Origin of the sequence: Pseudomonas sp. NY15463, from assembly GCF_048068415.1 — a bacterium.
GTDB classification, from domain to species: Bacteria; Pseudomonadota; Gammaproteobacteria; order Pseudomonadales; family Pseudomonadaceae; genus Aquipseudomonas; species Aquipseudomonas mosselii_C.
The window spans coordinates 239,753-257,288 of record NZ_JBLUQD010000002.1 but is presented as its reverse complement, the minus strand read 5'-3'; the positions used below and the strand labels follow the sequence as shown (position 1 = coordinate 257,288).

The 17,536-nt window shown below is 61.7% G+C and carries 19 protein-coding genes; 17 read left to right on the top strand and 2 right to left on the bottom strand.

Going from position 1 to position 17,536, the window contains the following annotated elements; genetic code table 11:
- Positions 1-122 precede the first annotated feature (122 nt).
- The 6 genes from ispF to rpoS all read left to right on the top strand — a co-directional run bounded on the left by ispF (position 123) and on the right by rpoS (position 5,221).
- Positions 123-596, top strand: coding sequence for a 2-C-methyl-D-erythritol 2,4-cyclodiphosphate synthase (ispF, locus tag ACNFIC_RS05405; RefSeq protein WP_416780241.1), 474 nt, complete (start codon positions 123-125; stop codon positions 594-596).
- On the top strand, positions 593-1,651 hold the full coding sequence (truD, locus tag ACNFIC_RS05400; RefSeq protein WP_416780239.1) for a tRNA pseudouridine(13) synthase TruD: 1,059 nt from the start codon (positions 593-595) through the stop codon (positions 1,649-1,651). The genes ispF and truD overlap by 4 nt, the downstream gene beginning before the upstream one ends.
- Entirely contained in the window at positions 1,639-2,388 is a 750-nt protein-coding gene (gene surE, locus ACNFIC_RS05395) for a 5'/3'-nucleotidase SurE (RefSeq protein WP_416780237.1), read from the top strand. The genes truD and surE overlap by 13 nt, the downstream gene beginning before the upstream one ends.
- A 38-nt stretch (positions 2,389-2,426) precedes the next feature.
- Positions 2,427-3,065: a protein-L-isoaspartate(D-aspartate) O-methyltransferase gene (locus ACNFIC_RS05390; RefSeq protein ID WP_171030926.1), complete on the top strand. Its 639-nt coding sequence runs from the start codon at positions 2,427-2,429 to the stop codon at positions 3,063-3,065.
- 179 nt (positions 3,066-3,244) lie between these two features.
- Entirely contained in the window at positions 3,245-4,108 is an 864-nt protein-coding gene (locus ACNFIC_RS05385; protein WP_138218535.1) for a peptidoglycan DD-metalloendopeptidase family protein, read from the top strand.
- A 105-nt stretch (positions 4,109-4,213) separates the two neighbouring features.
- Complete coding sequence (gene rpoS / locus ACNFIC_RS05380; RefSeq protein WP_102684067.1) at positions 4,214-5,221, top strand: RNA polymerase sigma factor RpoS; 1,008 nt, start codon at positions 4,214-4,216, stop codon at positions 5,219-5,221.
- A 471-nt stretch (positions 5,222-5,692) separates the two neighbouring features.
- On the opposite strand, the gene fdxA is transcribed toward rpoS, so the two are convergent.
- On the bottom strand, positions 5,693-6,016 hold the full coding sequence (fdxA, locus tag ACNFIC_RS05375; protein ID WP_138218533.1) for a ferredoxin FdxA: 324 nt from the start codon (positions 6,014-6,016) through the stop codon (positions 5,693-5,695).
- A gap of 139 nt (positions 6,017-6,155) precedes the next feature.
- The gene (gene mutS, locus ACNFIC_RS05370; protein WP_416780234.1) at positions 6,156-8,729 is read right to left on the bottom strand and encodes a DNA mismatch repair protein MutS; all 2,574 of its coding nucleotides are present in this window, start codon (positions 8,727-8,729) and stop codon (positions 6,156-6,158) included.
- Positions 8,730-8,876: 147 nt separating this feature from the next.
- On the opposite strand from mutS, the gene ACNFIC_RS05365 reads away from it, so the two are divergent.
- The 11 genes from ACNFIC_RS05365 to ACNFIC_RS05315 all read left to right on the top strand — a co-directional run bounded on the left by ACNFIC_RS05365 (position 8,877) and on the right by ACNFIC_RS05315 (position 17,534).
- Positions 8,877-9,614, top strand: a complete 738-nt coding sequence (locus ACNFIC_RS05365) for a LexA family transcriptional regulator (protein WP_138218529.1) — start codon at positions 8,877-8,879, stop codon at positions 9,612-9,614.
- Between the two features lie 482 nt (positions 9,615-10,096).
- Positions 10,097-10,450: a phage holin family protein gene (locus tag ACNFIC_RS05360; RefSeq protein WP_138218527.1), complete on the top strand. Its 354-nt coding sequence runs from the start codon at positions 10,097-10,099 to the stop codon at positions 10,448-10,450.
- Complete coding sequence (locus tag ACNFIC_RS05355) at positions 10,447-10,944, top strand: hypothetical protein (RefSeq protein WP_138218525.1); 498 nt, start codon at positions 10,447-10,449, stop codon at positions 10,942-10,944. The genes ACNFIC_RS05360 and ACNFIC_RS05355 overlap by 4 nt, the downstream gene beginning before the upstream one ends.
- Positions 10,941-11,522: a phage baseplate assembly protein V gene (locus ACNFIC_RS05350; RefSeq protein WP_138218523.1), complete on the top strand. Its 582-nt coding sequence runs from the start codon at positions 10,941-10,943 to the stop codon at positions 11,520-11,522. The genes ACNFIC_RS05355 and ACNFIC_RS05350 overlap by 4 nt, the downstream gene beginning before the upstream one ends.
- A gap of 13 nt (positions 11,523-11,535) precedes the next feature.
- Positions 11,536-11,721 (top strand): Com family DNA-binding transcriptional regulator, encoded by a 186-nt coding sequence (locus tag ACNFIC_RS05345; RefSeq protein WP_138218521.1) that lies wholly within the window; start codon positions 11,536-11,538, stop codon positions 11,719-11,721.
- A gap of 87 nt (positions 11,722-11,808) precedes the next feature.
- Complete coding sequence (locus tag ACNFIC_RS05340; RefSeq protein ID WP_138218519.1) at positions 11,809-12,135, top strand: GPW/gp25 family protein; 327 nt, start codon at positions 11,809-11,811, stop codon at positions 12,133-12,135.
- Entirely contained in the window at positions 12,132-13,013 is an 882-nt protein-coding gene (locus ACNFIC_RS05335) for a baseplate assembly protein (protein WP_138218517.1), read from the top strand. The genes ACNFIC_RS05340 and ACNFIC_RS05335 overlap by 4 nt, the downstream gene beginning before the upstream one ends.
- 1 nt (position 13,014) lies before the next feature.
- Complete coding sequence (locus ACNFIC_RS05330) at positions 13,015-13,626, top strand: phage tail protein I (protein ID WP_138218515.1); 612 nt, start codon at positions 13,015-13,017, stop codon at positions 13,624-13,626.
- Entirely contained in the window at positions 13,619-16,210 is a 2,592-nt protein-coding gene (locus ACNFIC_RS05325) for a phage tail protein (RefSeq protein ID WP_416780230.1), read from the top strand. Before ACNFIC_RS05330 ends, ACNFIC_RS05325 begins: the two co-directional genes overlap by 8 nt.
- Positions 16,207-16,623 carry a phage tail assembly chaperone gene (locus ACNFIC_RS05320; RefSeq protein ID WP_416780228.1) on the top strand — a complete coding sequence of 139 codons (417 nt, stop codon included), beginning with the start codon at positions 16,207-16,209 and terminating at the stop codon, positions 16,621-16,623. The genes ACNFIC_RS05325 and ACNFIC_RS05320 overlap by 4 nt, the downstream gene beginning before the upstream one ends.
- Positions 16,620-17,534 (top strand): phage tail protein, encoded by a 915-nt coding sequence (locus ACNFIC_RS05315; protein ID WP_416780226.1) that lies wholly within the window; start codon positions 16,620-16,622, stop codon positions 17,532-17,534. The genes ACNFIC_RS05320 and ACNFIC_RS05315 overlap by 4 nt, the downstream gene beginning before the upstream one ends.
- The last annotated feature ends 2 nt before the right edge of the window (positions 17,535-17,536 follow it).

Below are 17,536 nucleotides of genomic sequence, written 5' to 3'. Positions count from 1 at the left end.
GTGGGCTGACGTTTCGCGATCTGGCTTTTACTTGCAGCTCGAAGCTCGCTTGCGACTCGTCTGCGCCCAAGACTGCGCAAAGCAGGTAGAATCACGCCCTGACTCAATCAGGGCGTTTTTCTATGCGTATTGGCCACGGCTACGATGTGCACCGTTTTGCCGACGGTGATTTCATTACCCTGGGCGGGGTGCGTATCCCCCACAAATACGGCCTGCTGGCCCACTCCGACGGCGACGTGCTGCTGCACGCCGTCAGCGATGCCTTGCTCGGTGCTGCGGCCCTGGGCGACATCGGCAAGCATTTCCCCGATACCGACCCGCAGTTCAAAGGGGCTGACAGCCGTGTGCTGTTGCGTCATGTGGTTGGCGTGGTGCGTGGCAAAGGCTGGAAGGTTGGCAATGTCGATGCCACCATCGTGGCCCAGGCGCCCAAGATGGCCCCACACATCGAAACCATGCGTCAGCGCATCGCCGAAGACCTGCAGGTGGACCTCGACCAGGTCAACGTCAAGGCCACCACCGAAGAGAAGCTCGGCTTCACCGGTCGCGAGGAGGGCATTGCCGTGCACGCTGTCACCCTGCTGTTGCCAGCATGACCGAACTGGAGCTGCTGGGGCCAAGGGCCTCGGGCGAGGCGTTGGGCACTGCGGTGCTCAAGGCAGTGGCCGAAGATTTCCAGGTCGATGAAGTGCTCGACATCCCGTTGTCCGGGCAGGGTGAGCACCTGTGGCTGTGGGTCGAGAAACGCGACCTCAATACAGAGGAAGCCGCCCGCCGCCTGGCCCGCGCTGCCGGTGTGCCGGTGCGCACCATCAGCTATGCCGGCCTCAAGGATCGCCAGGCCCTGACCCGCCAGTGGTTCAGCCTGCACTTGCCGGGCAAGGCCGACCCCGACCTGTCGCGCGCTGAAGACGACACGCTGCGTGTGCTCAAGCAGGTGCGCCATTCGCGCAAATTGCAGCGTGGAGCACATTCGGCCAACGGCTTCACCTTGCGTCTGACCGGTCTGACCACCGAGCACGCGGCGATCGATGCGCGCCTCGAACAATTGAAGCAGTGCGGTGTGCCGAACTATTTCGGTGCCCAGCGTTTCGGGCATGCCGGCGGCAACGTCCACGATGCCCAGGACTGGGCCGCGCGCCAAGCGTTGCCTGAGCAGCGCAATGTGCGTTCACGACTGCTTTCGGCCGGGCGCAGCTACCTGTTCAACCAGGTGCTGGCCGCCCGAGTGGCCGACGGCACGTGGCAGCGTGCTCAGGTCGGCGACCTGCTGGCCTTCACCGACAGCCGCAGTTTCTTTGCAGCGGGTGAGCAGGAGTGTTCCGATCCGCGCCTGGCGATTCTCGACCTGCACCCCACCGGTCCGCTGTGGGGCGAGGGCGATGCACCGGGCGCTGGCGCCCCCCAGGCTTTGGAAAGCGCCATTGCTGCCCGCCATCCGGCGCTGTGCCAATGGCTGGCGCGCGCGGGCATGGATCACGAACGACGCATTCTGCGGCTCCCTATTGGGCGGCTGACGTGGCATTATCCCGAGCCTGATATTCTGCAACTGGAATTCGTCCTTCCGGCCGGATGCTTCGCCACCGTGGTGGTGCGCGAACTCGTCGATCTGGTGCCGGTAGGGCAGACGGACAGCCCATGCGTATTCTGATTTCCAATGACGACGGTGTTACCGCTCCCGGCCTCGCCGCGCTCCATGCTGCGCTGGCCGATTATGCCGAGTGCGCGGTGATTGCCCCTGACCAAGACAAGAGCGGTGCCGGCAGTTCCCTGACGCTGGACCGCCCGCTGCACCCGCAGGTGCTCGCCAACGGCTTCATCAGCCTCAACGGCACCCCCACCGACTGCGTGCACCTGGGGCTCAACGGCTTGCTGGCCGATGCGCCGGACATGGTGGTATCGGGGATCAACCTGGGTGCCAACCTAGGCGATGACGTGCTGTATTCCGGCACCGTCGCCGCAGCGCTGGAAGGGCGCTTCCTCGGGGGGGCGTCGCTTGCGTTCTCGCTGGTGTCGCGCCAGCCCGACAACCTGCCGGCCGCTGCGTACATCGCCCGTCGTCTGGTCGAGGCACAGGCGCGCCTTGAGCTGCCGCCGCGCACCGTTTTGAACATCAACATTCCCAACCTGCCGCTGGCGCATATCCGTGGCATCCAGCTGACGCGCCTGGGGCACCGCGCACGCGCCGCAGCGCCGACCAAGGTGGTCAACCCACGCGGGAAGGAAGGTTACTGGATTGCCGTGGCCGGTGACGCCGAGGACGGCGGGCCGGGTACGGACTTCCATGCGGTGATGCAAGGCTATGTTTCCATTACGCCTTTGCAGCTCGACCGCACCTTCAACGACGCCTTCGAGTGCTTCGATGGCTGGCTGGAGGGCGTGCTCTGATGCGCGAGCAGGACGATCTGATGCGCCGCGGGATCGGCATGACCTCCCAACGTACTCGCGAGCGGTTGATCCAGCGCTTGTACGAGGAGGGTGTATCGAACGCCAAGGTGCTCGAAGCCATTCGTCGTACCCCGCGCCATCTGTTCGTCGACGAAGCCCTGGCCCATCGGGCCTATGAAGATACCGCGCTGCCGATCGGGCACAACCAGACCATCTCGCAGCCGTTCATGGTCGCGCACATGAGCGAGTTGTTGCTGGAGGCCGGGCCACTGGACAAAGTGCTGGAGATCGGCACCGGCTCCGGCTATCAGACCGCGATCCTCGCCCAGTTGGTGGAGCGGGTGTTCTCGGTCGAGCGCATCAAGGTTCTGCAGGACCGGGCCAAGGAGCGTCTGCTCGAGCTTAACCTACGTAACGTGGTGTTTCGCTGGGGCGATGGCTGCGAAGGTTGGCCGGCACTGGCACCGTACAACGGCATCATCGTGACCGCTGTGGCCCCTGAGGTGCCCCAGGCCCTGCTCGACCAGCTCGCTCCCGGCGGGCGTATGGTGATTCCGGTGGGCCCTGCCGGAGAAGCTCAGCAATTGATGCTGATCGTGCGCGAAGAGCACGGTTTCTCCCGGCGTGTGCTCGGAGCGGTGCGTTTCGTGCCACTGTTGGGCGGCCCGCTGGCCTGAGGCGCCCCGGATAATATTTGCGCCCTCAACGAATTACTCGGCGTGGGCCCTGTCTATTCGGCGAGGCTGGCGCATACCGCGAGGCTGACCGAGCCCCTTAATTACGAGCGGCTCGGGTATAATTGCAACAATATTGCATTTCATATCGTCATCTTTACTGCACCATGAGGGGAGCGCGGGTGGGTCACACAGTCGTTCGGCAGCGCAGGTATCGTTCGGGTTTGAAGCTTCTGGTGCTCGCGCTTGCCATGGGAACCCTGTTGGCCGGTTGCTCGAGCACAGGCTCCAGCGGTGCGCGCGTGGTCGATCGCAGTAATGGCGCCAGCAGCGCGCCCAAGCGTCCTACGGTCACCTCGGGACAATACGTGGTCAAGCCAGGTGACACCCTGTTCTCCATCGCCTTCCGCTACGGCTGGGACTACAAGGAACTTGCTGCGCGCAACAACATTGCAGCTCCCTACACCATCCGTCCGGGGCAGGCCATTCGCTTCAACAGTACCGCCGGAGGATCCACGACGGTCGTTTCCAGCCCTTCTTCGTCAAGCAAGACAACGGTCATTCGTCGGCCAATTGCCACTACTGCGCCAGCCTCCACGGGTGGCAAAACGGCCACCGTGGCGCCTTCGACCTCGACGCAAACGGTTGCCCAGGTCCCGGCTGCAGAGCGCGCCGTAGGCGGCTGGACATGGCCTGCGAACGGTGTGCTGATTGGAAAATTTGCTTCAAACGGTAGTTTGAATAAAGGCATTGATATCGCCGGTGATTTGGGACAGCCTGTTTTTGCCGCGTCTGATGGTGCAGTGGTTTACGCCGGCAGTGGCTTGAGGGGTTACGGCGAGCTGGTCATCATCAAACACAGCGATACCTACGTCAGTGCCTACGGTCATAACCGCAGGCTTTTGGTTCGGGAGGGGCAGCAGGTCAAGGCAGGGCAGACGATTGCAGAGATGGGGTCTACGGGCACTGATCGGGTGAAGCTGCACTTTGAGATTCGCCGCCAGGGCAAACCCGTCGATCCGCTCCAGTTCTTGCCGCGCCGTTGATCCAAGTTCCGGCCTGTTCCTTGAATGTAGAGGGGACGGGCTCCAGCGCTGCCATGGAAAGGTGACGCTCGAGTCTGAGTTCGAACTCAGCAAAGGACTACAACAATGGCTCTCAGCAAAGAAGTGCCGGAGTTTGACATCGACGATGACCTGCTCTTGATGGAGACAGGGATCGTTTTGGAAACGGATGTGGTGTCAGACGAACCTGCTGTACCATCGGTTCGGACCAAGTCGAAACAGGGCGCCTCGCTCAAACAGCACAAATACATCGATTACAGCCGTGCGCTCGATGCCACCCAGCTGTATCTCAACGAGATCGGTTTCTCGCCTCTGCTTTCGCCGGAGGAAGAAGTACATTTCGCGCGGCTTTCGCAAAAAGGCGACCCGGCAGGTCGCAAGCGTATGATCGAAAGCAACCTGCGTCTGGTGGTGAAGATTGCTCGCCGTTACGTCAACCGTGGGTTATCACTGCTCGACCTGATCGAGGAGGGCAACCTGGGTCTGATCCGCGCGGTCGAGAAGTTCGACCCCGAACGAGGTTTCCGCTTCTCGACCTACGCTACTTGGTGGATCCGTCAGACCATCGAGCGCGCGATCATGAACCAGACGCGCACTATCCGGCTGCCGATCCATGTGGTCAAGGAACTCAACGTTTACCTGCGCGCCGCGCGGGAACTGACGCAGAAGCTCGACCACGAACCGTCACCTGAAGAAATCGCCAGCTTGCTGGAGAAACCAGTGTCGGAGGTCAAGCGCATGCTGGGGCTGAACGAGCGGGTTTCGTCGGTGGACGTGTCCCTTGGCCCTGACTCAGACAAGACACTGCTTGACACCCTCACCGATGACCGCCCGACTGACCCTTGCGAGTTGCTGCAAGACGATGACCTGTCGCAGAGCATCGATCAGTGGCTGGGCGAACTGACCGACAAGCAGCGTGAAGTGGTGGTGCGGCGTTTTGGCCTACGAGGCCATGAAAGCAGTACGCTGGAAGACGTTGGCCTGGAGATCGGCCTGACCCGCGAGCGGGTACGGCAGATTCAAGTGGAAGGGCTCAAGCGCCTGCGCGAGATCCTGGAGAAAAATGGCTTGTCCAGCGAGTCGCTGTTCCAGTAGCCGCCAGTACACCTGGCAAAAACGCCCCGATGACCTCGGGGCGTTTTCGTTGATGTGGCCGAAACATTGATTTATCTACCGCCATCACTTTACATGTAAGCGTTCTCTTACGCGTTATGTAAGCAAACGGCGTCGGGATAGGTAAATAAACGTCCTTCTCGGTGTATGTATTTTTCTAAGTTATTGTATTTAAAGAATTTATTAGATTTTTCTAAATATGTCAGATGAAACTCCCTGAGAAATCTACCCCTTGTTACCTGCCTGAAAATCGCTAGTATTCGAACTGTGCCAAGGGACAGGCACAGGCTTTCAAGGATGATGGCCAAGGACATCGCACGACGCGATTCATCAGGACGATGAGTTGGGATATACAGGGACTACGGAAAAAATGTGGGCGGGTCAAACCGCCCCTTTTTTTGCCCGCTGAAAAGCAAAAAGGCCCGTTGCGGGCCTTTTTCGTGTGTGAACGTTTTAGCGCTCCAGATCGGCAACCTTGCCAGGTTTACCGTCCCACGCTTCGGCGTCCGGCAGGGCGTCCTTCTTCTCGGTGATGTTCGGCCAGATTTCAGCCAGCTCGGCGTTGAGCTCGATGAAGTTCTCCATGCCTGCCGGGATCTCGTCTTCCGAGAAAATGGCCTGGGCCGGGCACTCAGGCTCGCACAGCGCACAGTCGATGCACTCGTCCGGGTGAATCACCAGGAAGTTCGGGCCTTCGTAGAAGCAGTCCACCGGACAGACTTCCACGCAGTCGGTGTACTTGCATTTGATGCAGTTGTCGGTGACGACGAAGGTCATTTCTAATTCTCTCCTCAGGCGACGGCAGCTTGCCCTTCCTTCCAGGGCAGCGCGGTTCACGATTTTGGCTGCAGGCCAGGCTAATAACCTGCAGCACACGCAAACCGCGCCGGATTCTACCAGCTTGCGCGGGTGGTCGTTATAACAGGTTTTTCAGTTGATATAGCATTTCGATAGCTTGGCGCGGCGTCATGTCGTCCAGCTCCAGCTTGCCCAGCTTCTCGATGGCTGGGTGCGGCAGGCTGGCGAACAGATCGCTTTGGTGCGGCACGTTGGGCTCGCCCTTGCGCTGGCTGGCAGGTGGCGCTTCGTGCGGCAGGCTCGCGGTCTCCAGGCGCCCCAGGTGCTCGCGGGCACGCTGGATCACCGCTCCCGGTACGCCGGCCAGTTGAGCCACGGCCAGGCCATAGCTCTGGCTGGCTGGGCCTGGCAGTACATGGTGCAGGAAGACGATGCGCTCGTTGTGCTCGGTGGCATTCAAGTGCACGTTGGCCACCAGCGGCTCACTCTCCGGCAGCACGGTCAGCTCGAAGTAGTGGGTGGCGAACAGCGTGTAGGCGCGCAGTTGGGCCAAGCGCTCAGCGGCGGCCCAAGCCAGTGAAAGGCCGTCGAAGGTACTGGTGCCACGGCCGACTTCGTCCATCAGTACAAGGCTACGCTCGGTGGCGTTGTGCAGGATATTAGCGGTTTCGCTCATCTCGACCATGAAGGTCGAGCGCCCACCTGCCAAGTCGTCGCTTGAACCGATGCGGGTAAAGATGCGATCAACCAGCGACAGCTCGCAGCGTGCGGCTGGAACGAAGCTGCCAATATGGGCCATCAGCACGATCAGCGCGGTCTGGCGCATGTAGGTGGACTTACCGCCCATGTTCGGGCCGGTGATGATCAGCATGCGCGTGCTGTTGTCCAGCCCCAGGTCATTGGCCACGAACGGTGTGGTCAGCACTTGCTCGACCACGGGATGGCGACCTTGCTCGATACGCAGGCACGGCTCGTCGACGAAGCTTGGGCAGTTCAAGTCCAGGTTGAGCGCACGTTCTGCCAGGTTGCTCAGTACGTCCAGCTCGGCGAGGGCGGCGGCGCTGTCTTGCAGCGGCGCCAAGTGGCCGATGAGGGTTTCGAGCAGGGCGTCGTAGAGCATCTTTTCGCGTGCCAGGGCACGGCTCTTGGCCGACAACGCCTTGTCCTCGAAGGCCTTGAGTTCCGGGGTGATGAAGCGCTCTGCGCCCTTGAGGGTCTGGCGGCGGATGTAGTCCGCAGGGGCTTGTTCAGCTTGCTTGGTCGGCAGCTCGATGTAGTAGCCGTGCACACGATTGTAGCCGACCTTCAGGTTGGCCAGGCCGGTGCGGGCTTTCTCGCGGGCTTCGAGGTCGATGAGGAATTGTCCGGCGTTTTCGCTCATCGCCAGCAGTTCGTCCAGTTCGGTGTCGTAGCCGGTCTTGAGTACACCGCCGTCACGAATCACCGCAGGCGGGTTGTCGATGATCGCCCGCTCCAGTAGGCCAGCCAGCTCCGGGTAGGTACCGGTGATGGCGGCCAGGCGTGCCAGGTGCGGCGCCTCCAGCTCGGCCATGGCGTTCTGCAATTCAGGCAGTGCGCCCAGGGCATCGCGCAGGCGCGCCAAGTCGCGTGGGCGGGCATTGCGCAGGCCGATACGGGCCAGGATGCGCTCGATATCGCCGATTTCCTTGAGTTGCGGCTGGAGCTTTTCGAAGCGGTAGCCGTCCAGCAGGCAGCGGATCGAGTCCTGACGGGCCTTGAGGACTTTAAGGTCGCGCAGTGGGCGGTTTAGCCAACGGGTCAGCAGCCGGCTGGCCATGGCAGTCTGGCAGCGGTCGATGACCGACTGCAGGGTATTGTCGCGGCCCCCGGCCAGGTTGATGTCCAGCTCCAGGTTGCGCCGGCTCGCTGCATCGAGGATGACCGTGTCGTCCATGCGCTCATGGCGCAGGCTGCGCAGATGCGGCAGCGAGGTGCGCTGGGTTTCCTTCGCGTAACTCAGCAGGCAGCCGGCGGCGCCGATGGCCAGGGTCAGCTTGTCGCAACCGAAGCCCTTGAGGTCTTGCGTGGCGAACTGCTGGCACAGGCTCTTGCGGGCCGAGTCGCGGTCAAAGTCCCACGGCGCTCGACGACGGGCGCCCGGGCGCTTTTCGGCAGGCAAGCCCTGAGGCCAGTCGTCGGGGATCAGCAGTTCCACAGGGTTGATGCGTTCGAGCTCTGCCAGCAGGTTCTCCCAGCCCTTGATCTCCTGCACGGTGAAGTTGCCGCTGGTGATGTCCAGCACGGCCAGGCCGAACAAGCGCTCGTCACCCAGCAGCGCGGCGATCAGGTTGTCGCGGCGCTCGTCGAGCAGCGCCTCGTCACTGACCGTACCGGGGGTGATGATGCGCACCACCTGGCGCTCCACCGGGCCCTTGCTGGTAGCGGGATCGCCGATCTGCTCGCAGATCACCACCGACTCGCCGAGCTTGACCAGCTTGGCCAGGTAGCCTTCCAGCGAATGGAACGGAATCCCGCACATGGGAATGGACTGCCCCGCCGACTGCCCGCGGGCGGTCAGGGTGATATCCAGCAGTTTCGCGGCCTTCTTTGCATCTTCATAGAAGATCTCGTAGAAGTCGCCCATGCGGTAGAACATCAGCTGGTCTGGGTGCTGGTTCTTCAGCTTCCAGTACTGCTGCATCATCGGGGTGTGTGCGGAGAGATCAGACATTCGGGGCCTTGAAGCAGGTGGTCTGGTGGCAAATTGCGAAACCGGCAATGGTACAGGCTTTTTCCGAGCGCTGCAGGTTTGCGGGGGAGGCGCACAGGGGCATTTACGGGCTTGCATTGCGCCGTGCGCGGCTGCATTATGCACGCTATGCAAAAACGCAATGTAGCTTCTACCCTCAAAGCGCTGCTCGATCGCCACGGCCTGTCCCCGACGGAGCTGCATCGGCGCACGGGCGTACCGCAATCCACGCTCTCGCGCATTTTGAGCGAGAAGATCGTCGACCCTTCCGACAAGCACGTGTCGAAGATCGCCGACTACTTCGGCATCAGCACCGACCAGCTACGCGGCCGGGCCGAGCTGGGCGCGTCGCGTGAAAGCGCAGCCGTCACAACGGGCCATTCGGCGTTGAGCGACATCAGCCTGTGGGATGATGAAACCCCCGTCGAGGACGACGAGGTCAGCGTACCCTTTCTTCGTGAGGTCGAGTTGGCAGCAGGATCAGGACGATTCGTCATCGAAGAGAGCGAGCACGCGCGCTTGCGGTTCGGCAAGCGCAGCCTGCGTCACAACGGTGTGCAGTTCGACCACGCCAAGTGCGTGACGGTGCGCGGCAACAGCATGTTGCCGGTGCTGCGCGACGGCGCGACGGTCGGGGTCAACACCGGGCGTTGCAGCATCGGTGACATCATCGATGGCGACCTCTACGCCATCAACCACAACGGCCAACTGCGGGTCAAACAGGTGTATCGCCTGCCTACCGGTATTCGCCTGCGCAGCTTCAATCGCGACGAACACCCTGACGAAGACTACAGCTTCCAGCAAATGCAGGATGAGCAGATCAGCCTGCTGGGTCATGTGTTCTGGTGGGGCATGTACGCCCGCTGATCGACCCATTTGCACAGAAAACCCGCTTCGGCGGGTTTTTTTTCGCCTGCAGAAAATCCCTACAAACCTTGTAGCGCATAGCCTTCATGCAATTCAGGCAGTTCGAACGCATAAAAACTTGAATAAACGCATTGACTGCATATGCGTTAGTGCATAATCTGTGTCTCAAGCCGGTCAGCAACCGGTTGTTACACAGGCAGCGATGAACAGGCCTCGACTGTTCAGAGGGTTGGCAACTGGCCCGGGTGTGCAGCGTAAAGCACCACGAACAGTTATCTGGCGGGCAGGCGGCCGCGGTCGGAGTCATCAATTCGAAGCGCAATCGCACGGCGTCACCAGTCGTGGCCTGCGGTTGGACAACGCATTACTGAAGGGCCTGGCGAACCGGGCCCTTTGGAATGTCGCGTACCTCGTGACGACATCTCACACACAACACGTCCCGCTGGCATGCCGCCAGCGGGCATCACACAGGAGACAGGACAGTGACGAACGAGCAACAGACGTTGCTGGAAATGCCGCTCTGGCTGGTGATCGTCCTGGCATTGCTGGGCGGTCTATCCGGCGAGATGTGGCGCGCCGACAAGGCGGGTGCCCGAGGCTGGGGGTTGATCAGGCGGCTGGCGCTGCGTTCCGGGGCCTGCATGGTCTGCGGGGTATCCACAGTCATGCTGTTGTATGCCAGCGGCATGTCGATCTGGAGCGCCAGCGCCTTCGGCTGCCTGACCGCCATGGCCGGCGCCGATGTGGCTATCAACCTTTATGAGCGTTGGGCGGCCAAGCGCCTGGGGCTACAAGGCCCGGCCGAGGGAGATCGCACCTTGAAGGAGGAAGCATGAGCCAACTGGCGACGTTACAGGCGACTCTCACCGCCGCCATTCGTGAGGCGATGCCGGATCTTGCGTCGGTTGACGCGGATTCCACTGTAGGAAATGTCACTGCGCTACCCGCGCTGCGCCACGGCATCGTCAGCATGGTGGCCGACGCTGCGCCCCGCGATGGGCGTTCGGTGCTGGCCGTCACCTTCGAGGCCGATATCACCCCCGACAGCGCCAGCGGCGACGCTCGCCTGCAAGGCAGCGAGCTGGCGGCGCAACTGATGGACCTGCTGCGTCAGCAGCTCTGGGGCCTGGAGTTCGTTGAATCGACGCGCAACGTGCAGGCGCAGTATCAGGATGCCCAATGGAAGGTGCGTTGGGAGCAGCCGGTGCTGCTAGGGGATCCGCATTGGGACTGGCCCGACCAGCCTCCGGGTAGCCTGCTGTTGGGCTTTGCCCCGGACACGGGCGCGGGCAACGAAGACAAGTACATCAAGCCGGAGGACCTGGCATGAGCTACGCCAGCGCTATGCACGACCGCATGCTGGCCAGCGTACTGATCCCTTGCCGTGTGGTCGCGGTGGACCTGGCCGCCGCCCGCGTGCGGGTGTCCGATGGCGATGGCTGGACCAGTGCCTGGGTGCGCTGGCATTCCTTGGCCGCAGGCAAGGCCCGGCACTGGCGTGCGCCAAGCCTGGACGAGCAAGGGGTGCTGGTCAGCCCCAGCGGCGAGCCGGCCCAGGGCACGTTCGTGCCGGGGCTGTACGGTAACGCCGGTACTGCGCCGGACAACCGCGATCACATCGAAGCCTGGCATTTCGACGACGGTGGCTCGCTGAGCTACGACTGGCAGGCCGGGCGCTATGACATCCAGCTGCCTGCCGGCAATGCCACCATCACGGTAGGGGCGAGCACGCTGCTGGTGAACGACGGCGCCATCACCCTCAAGGCTACGGCCGTCACCGTGCAAGGCACGTCCATCACCCTCGACGGCCCGGTCGCCATCAACGGCGTACTCAGCGTCAGCGGCGACATCAACGGCGGGGGACGGATCCTCGACACTGCCGGCAACACCGCCAACCACAAGCACTAGGAAGGTTGCACACATGCTCAAGGACCTGCGTTGCGGCAAGTGCGCGCGATTGCTCGCCCGCACGGGCAGCTTTACCGAATTGCAGATCAAGTGCCCCCGTTGCGGGACGCTGAATCATGCCCGGGCCACGAGCCCCGAGCGATCGCCTGAGAGCGACATGACCGCGGCTGCGTCCGCGTCCCATCCCTCGCTGCAATAAACAGAAGGCGCCTGCCGGCGCTTTCTGCCATCAGGAGAACGCTATGCATATCCACGAACGGGATGCGCCTGCGTCGGGAGGTGCCCCTTGATCGGCATGGACCGCCGTACCGGGCAACCCTTGAGCGGCGTTGCCCATCTGCGCCAATCCATCGAAGACATCCTCACTACGCCCCTCGGCAGCCGGCGCATGCGCCCCGAGTACGGCAGCCAACTGCGCCGTTATGTCGACCTGCCGGTCAACCAAGGCTGGAAAAGCGCGGTACAGGCGGAAGTGGCCCGCGCCCTCGGGCGTTGGGAACCGCGCCTGAAGCTTGAACGGGTGCGGGTGGTGTCGGTGCTTGACGGCCAAGTCAGCCTGGCCCTCAGTGGCCGTTACCTGGGCGACGACATGTTGTTGGAGGTGAGCGTATGAGCCAGGTCGATCTGTCAAAATTGCCAGCCCCGCAACTGCTCGAAGACCTGGATTTCGAGGTGCTTTACCAAGAAGATCTGGAGACCTTCCGCACGCAACTGGGCGAGCGCTGGAACGCCAGCCTGGAAAGCGATCCGGTGACCAAGCTGCTGGAGGTAGGCGCCTACCGCAAGCTACTCAATCGCGCGCGTATCAACGACGCAGCCAAGTCACTGTTGTTGGCCTATGCCCAGGGTAGCGACCTTGAGCACTTGGCGGCCAATGTCGGTTTGCAGCGTCTGGTGATCCAGGCCGAAGACCTGACTGCCACGCCGCCGGTCGAAGCGTTGCTGGAACTCGACGATGCCCTGCGCGAGCGGGTGCAACTGGTCTACGAAGGTCTGACCACCGCCGGCCCGCGCAACAGCTACATCCTGCATGCCCGCAACGCCTCCGGGCAGGTGGCCGACGCTACCGCCGAGAGCCCGTCGCCGGCAGTGGTCGAGGTCAGCGTGCTGAGCCTGGAGGGCGATGGCACCGCCAGCCCCGCATTGGTTGCCGAAGTGGCGGCCTACCTCAGCGACGACGACATCCGTCCGGTGGCCGACCGGGTTCAGGTACGCAGTGCCGAGATCCTGCCGTATCGCATCAATGCGGTATTGCACATGGCCGGCGATGGCCCGGAGTACGAAGCCATCCTGGCCGAGTGTCGACGGCGCTTGCAGGCCGGGATCAATCCGCGTCGGCGCCTGGGCGTCGAAGTGGCCCGCTCGGGTATCGATGCGTTGCTGCACATCGACGGCGTCAGCCGGGTCGAGCTGATTGGTTGGTCCGATCTGCAGCCAAGCAAGGCCCAGGCGGCCTGGTGCACCGGCTTCGACCTGACCCGTGGAGGCTGACATGCAAAGCCTTCTGCCGTTTAACCGCACGCCGCTGGAGCGCGCCCTGGAAGTTGCTGCCGACGAGGACCTCAAGGCCGGCCTGCGCACCCTCTACAACCCCGATACCTGCCCTGCACACCTGTTGTACCAACTGGCCTGGGCTTGGTCGGTGGACCGTTGGGACGACAGCTGGAGCGAGGCGATCAAGCGCTCGGTGATCCGCTCGGCGTTCTACGTGCATGCCCACAAAGGCACCTTAGGCGCCCTGCGCCGCGTGGTGGAGCCATTCGGCTACCTGATCGAGGTGCGTGAATGGTGGCAGTTAGACCCACCCGGCGTGCCCGGCACCTTTGCCTTGAAAGTCGGGGTCGAGAGCGCCGGTATCGACGAAAGCACTTTTCTCGAACTCAGTCGCCTGATCGAGGACGCACGGCCGGTCAGCCGTCACCTGATTGGTCTGGACATCAGCCTGGAAAGCCTGATCCCGGCCTATCAGGCGCTGAGCGTCAGCGATGGCGAGATGCTCGAGGTGTTCCCCTGGGAAGCGGCGGACATCGACGTACACCTGGTTGCCAGCCAACAGCTGAACGACCACACCCTGGACATATTGGACATTTACCTCAATGGCTAACTCAACCACTCAATTCGGTGGGTTCCTGACCAATGTCGGCATCGCCCAGCAGGCCAATACTGCCGCGCTGGGGCTGCCTTGGAACATCACCCACATGCTGATCGGCGATGCCGGCGGCGAACCTTCGCAAACCCCCGACCCAACGCCTAAAGCGACACAGGACGCCTTGGTGCGCCAGGTCTACCGGGCGCAACTCAACGCGCTGTACCCATCGCCTGCCGACCCCAATGTGCTGGTGGCGGAGCTGGTGCTGCCACCGGAAATCGGCGGCTGGTGGATCCGTGAGCTGGCGCTGGAGGACGCCAGCGGCAACTTCATCGCCGTGGCCAAGCCTGCGCCGAGCTACAAGCCGCTGCTGGCGCAAGGCTCGGGGCGTACCCAGACCATCCGCATGCACGTGGTATTTGGCAACCAGGCCAATGTCACCTTGAAGATTGACCCGAGCGTGGTGCTGGCAACGCGAGACTACGCCGACAAGGCGCGGGAAGCGGCCGAGCTGTACACCCGCAACCAGCTCAAGGCGCATGTCGAAGCGCCAGACCCCCACCCGCAGTACCTGCGCCGTGCGGATGTGGCCAAGGACGCCGGACAACTGGCCTGGCTGGGCACCGCCACTGGCACTGCCAATGCACTGGTGCTCAAGCTCAAGAGCACCGAATCGACCCTGGCAGCTTATGCGGCGGGCCAGCGCTTCCAGTTCCAGGCCAGCGCCAGCAACACCGGGGCTGTGACGGCGCGTATCAACACCCTGGCCGCCGTGGCCGTGAAAAAGGCCGGTACTGCTGGTCTGGTGGACCTGGTGGCCGGTGATATCCGCGCTGGCGCCCTGTACGACTTGAACTACGACGGCACCTACTTCCAACTGGGTGGCGGCGTTAGCGCCGGGAAGGCATTCGAGCGCTTTTCGTTCGAGGCCTCTGTGGGGCAGACCACGTTCAACCTGCCGCACACCATCGGCAGCACCATCGTGCTGCGCAACGGGCGCGAGGTGACCGATTACCAGTCGGATGGGCAGAAGATTGTCTTCCGTACGGCGTGTGCGCTGGGTGATTCGGTAGAAATTCTCGCGTTCAGTACGTTCCTGGCGGCTAATAGTTATACCAAGGCCGAAGTACAGGAATTGATGAAGACTGCCTCTGCGCTACCGGTCGGGACTATGTTGCCCTTTCCGCGCGGTACCGTGCCTGCCGGGTTCCTCGAAGTTGATGGCAGTGCGCAAAGTGTGGCGGTCTATCCGGACTTGGCGGCGTACCTGGGCGGCGCGTTCGACAAGGGCGATGAAGGGGCGGGATTCTTCCGACTTCCAGATACTCGCGGGGAGTTCTTGCGCGGTTGGGATCATGGGTTGGGTGTAGATAGCGGGCGAGAACTTGGCTCACACCAGTTCGATGCTTTCCAAGGGCACTTCCACAACGTACGCGCCGGTAATACCAATGGCGGTTTGGGTATTGTCACTGGCAACGCTACCGGTGGCACCGCGCTGCTGGACGGTAATACCTATCCCACCGGAGGCTCGGTTGTCCAAGCGGTCACCGATGGAACGAATGGTGTGCCGCGTACTGCCTCGGAAACACGGCCGAGAAACATTGCAGTCATGTGGTGCATCAAAGCTTGGAACGCGCCAGTTAATCAAGGCCAGATCGACGTAAATGCTTTGGTGGAGGAACTGGCAGCGGCGCGCTCGTCCACTCCTGTAGGTGCAATCTTGCCATTCCCCAAGGCTGAGATCCCGGCAGGTTATCTTGAGCTGGATGGCAGCATGTACAACGCAGCCGTGTTTCCTGATCTGGCTCGCTATCTCGGAGCCAGTTACAACAAGGGAGATGAGCCAAGCGGCTATTTCCGTTTGCCGGACTATCGCGGTGAGTTCCTGCGTGGTTGGGACCATGGGCGAGGTGTTGATACGGACCGTAGCCTTGGTAGTTGGCAAAAGGCGACTCCGATCACATTCGACCCAACGGTGGCTACCACGGCGGTGACTGGACTTCACACTTCAGGTACCGATGCCACTATTCGGGCCGATATCGGCCTGGACACGTTGGACTCGGCTTTCTATCCGAACGTGAATGCAGGCGTCATTGCTGCCACCTCGACTGGATATGCAGAAACACTAGGGGGTACGCGGCCGCGCAACACCGCTGTCATGTGGTGCATCAAGGCATGGAATGCGCCAATCAACCAGGGCCAACTGGACGTGAAAGCCCTGGTTGAGGAATTGACCGCAGTACAGAAGGACCGCCAAGGCTTCATCTCGGAGGCCCTGCCCATCACGCCCGGTAGCCAGTCCATTCTTAACCATAACCTTGGTTATCCGCCGGATGTGACATCGATTGAGTTGTACTGGGAGTGCATGGTGGCTCAGGCCGGCTGGGTACCAGGTGAGACCTTCCGGCGTGGCGAGTTCATTCACATCACCACCCAGTCGGCGAATACCTACGGTGCTTACTTTTACAACATTTCGCCAACGCAGCTCACTGTGGGCATGGGTGGGGGCAGTACCTGGGTGATCCCAAACAAAATCACGGGGGTAGCGGTGGTGATCACCCTCGCCAACTGGCGTTTGCGAGTGAGGATCAAGGCATGATTGTTCAACGTTTCTATTGCCTGCCTGATGGGCAGTTTTTTGGCAGCTGGACGGGCGATCCACAATCGGATCACGACCCATTGGCTGCTCAGCAGTATGTCGAAGTGCCCTATGCGCCACAGAGCACCGATTACTTCTGGGATGCAGAGGGGCAGGCTTTTTACTTGCCGCCTTCTCCTGCTATTGAGCGTGAATGGCGCGATAGAGAAATGGCTGAATTGGTCTGGATAAGGGACCGGCACCGCGATCAGCTTGAAATGGCAGTTGATACCGCCCTCGATACTGATCAGTTCGCAGCGTTTCTCGTATACCTGCAGCAGTTGCGTGATTGGCCACAAGCCGATGAATTCCCGGATGTGGCTGCTCGTCCTGTGGCACCTGTTTTCCTTGAGCAATTCAGGAGCGTGGTATGAGCCGTAGCGATGATCTGGCGCTGATCGAGAGCGGCATGCTCACGGTGCGTGGTGTCAACAACACTGTTGTGCTTAGCAACAAGGTTCTGACCGTGCAGGACACGGGCTTCGTTCTGGCTGACGCCTCGGCAGGCCAGCTTAAAATTACCTTGCCTGTCGCAAGCACACCCATGGACGTTCGCATTCAGCGCATCGACAACACTGCTAACCGTCTGCTGGTGTATGCCGCCAAGGGAGAGAGCATCAAGTTCCACACGCATCTGCGGGAAGGTGGGTATCCGTTCTGCATGGTGCTGGGTGGCGGTGACTTCTGGCATCTGCGCAGTGATGGTGCTGGCAGTTGGGTACTGATTGACCGGTTGGACAAGACGGCCGCGGGCAGGGTGGTCTTCGATACTTCGATCGCGCTGAATCCCGGCGGTTGGGGTAAGCCGAGTGGCGTGCTGTTGAGTCGCACGGACTGGCCATGGTTATGGGATCACGCTCAGCAATCCGGGATGCTGGTGAGTGAGGCCGATCGAACTGGCATGGAAGGTTGTTGGACCTCAGGCAATGGTTCCACCACTTTCCGTATGCCTGAGCTGCGCGGTGAATTCCTGCGAGCATTCGATGAGGCGCGCGGCCTGGATCAGGGGCGCCAGGCTGGCTCTCGCCAGCTAGGTAGCCTGCAGGTTTTGGACTCGACTGTTTCAACCAGTACCGTTACCGGACTCTATAACCCGTCGACGCCTGAAAACGAAGCTGCTTCTCGAGCTGGGCTGGACCCCATCAACGCAGCAGAGTACGGCAATGCGGCCAGTTATGTAGGCGTAGGTGGAGGAAACAGTGCAAAGGCGATAAACGAACCCAACAACTTTGGTGTCTCCCGCCCCAGAAACATTGCTCAGCCTGTTCGTATCAAACTGATTTGAGT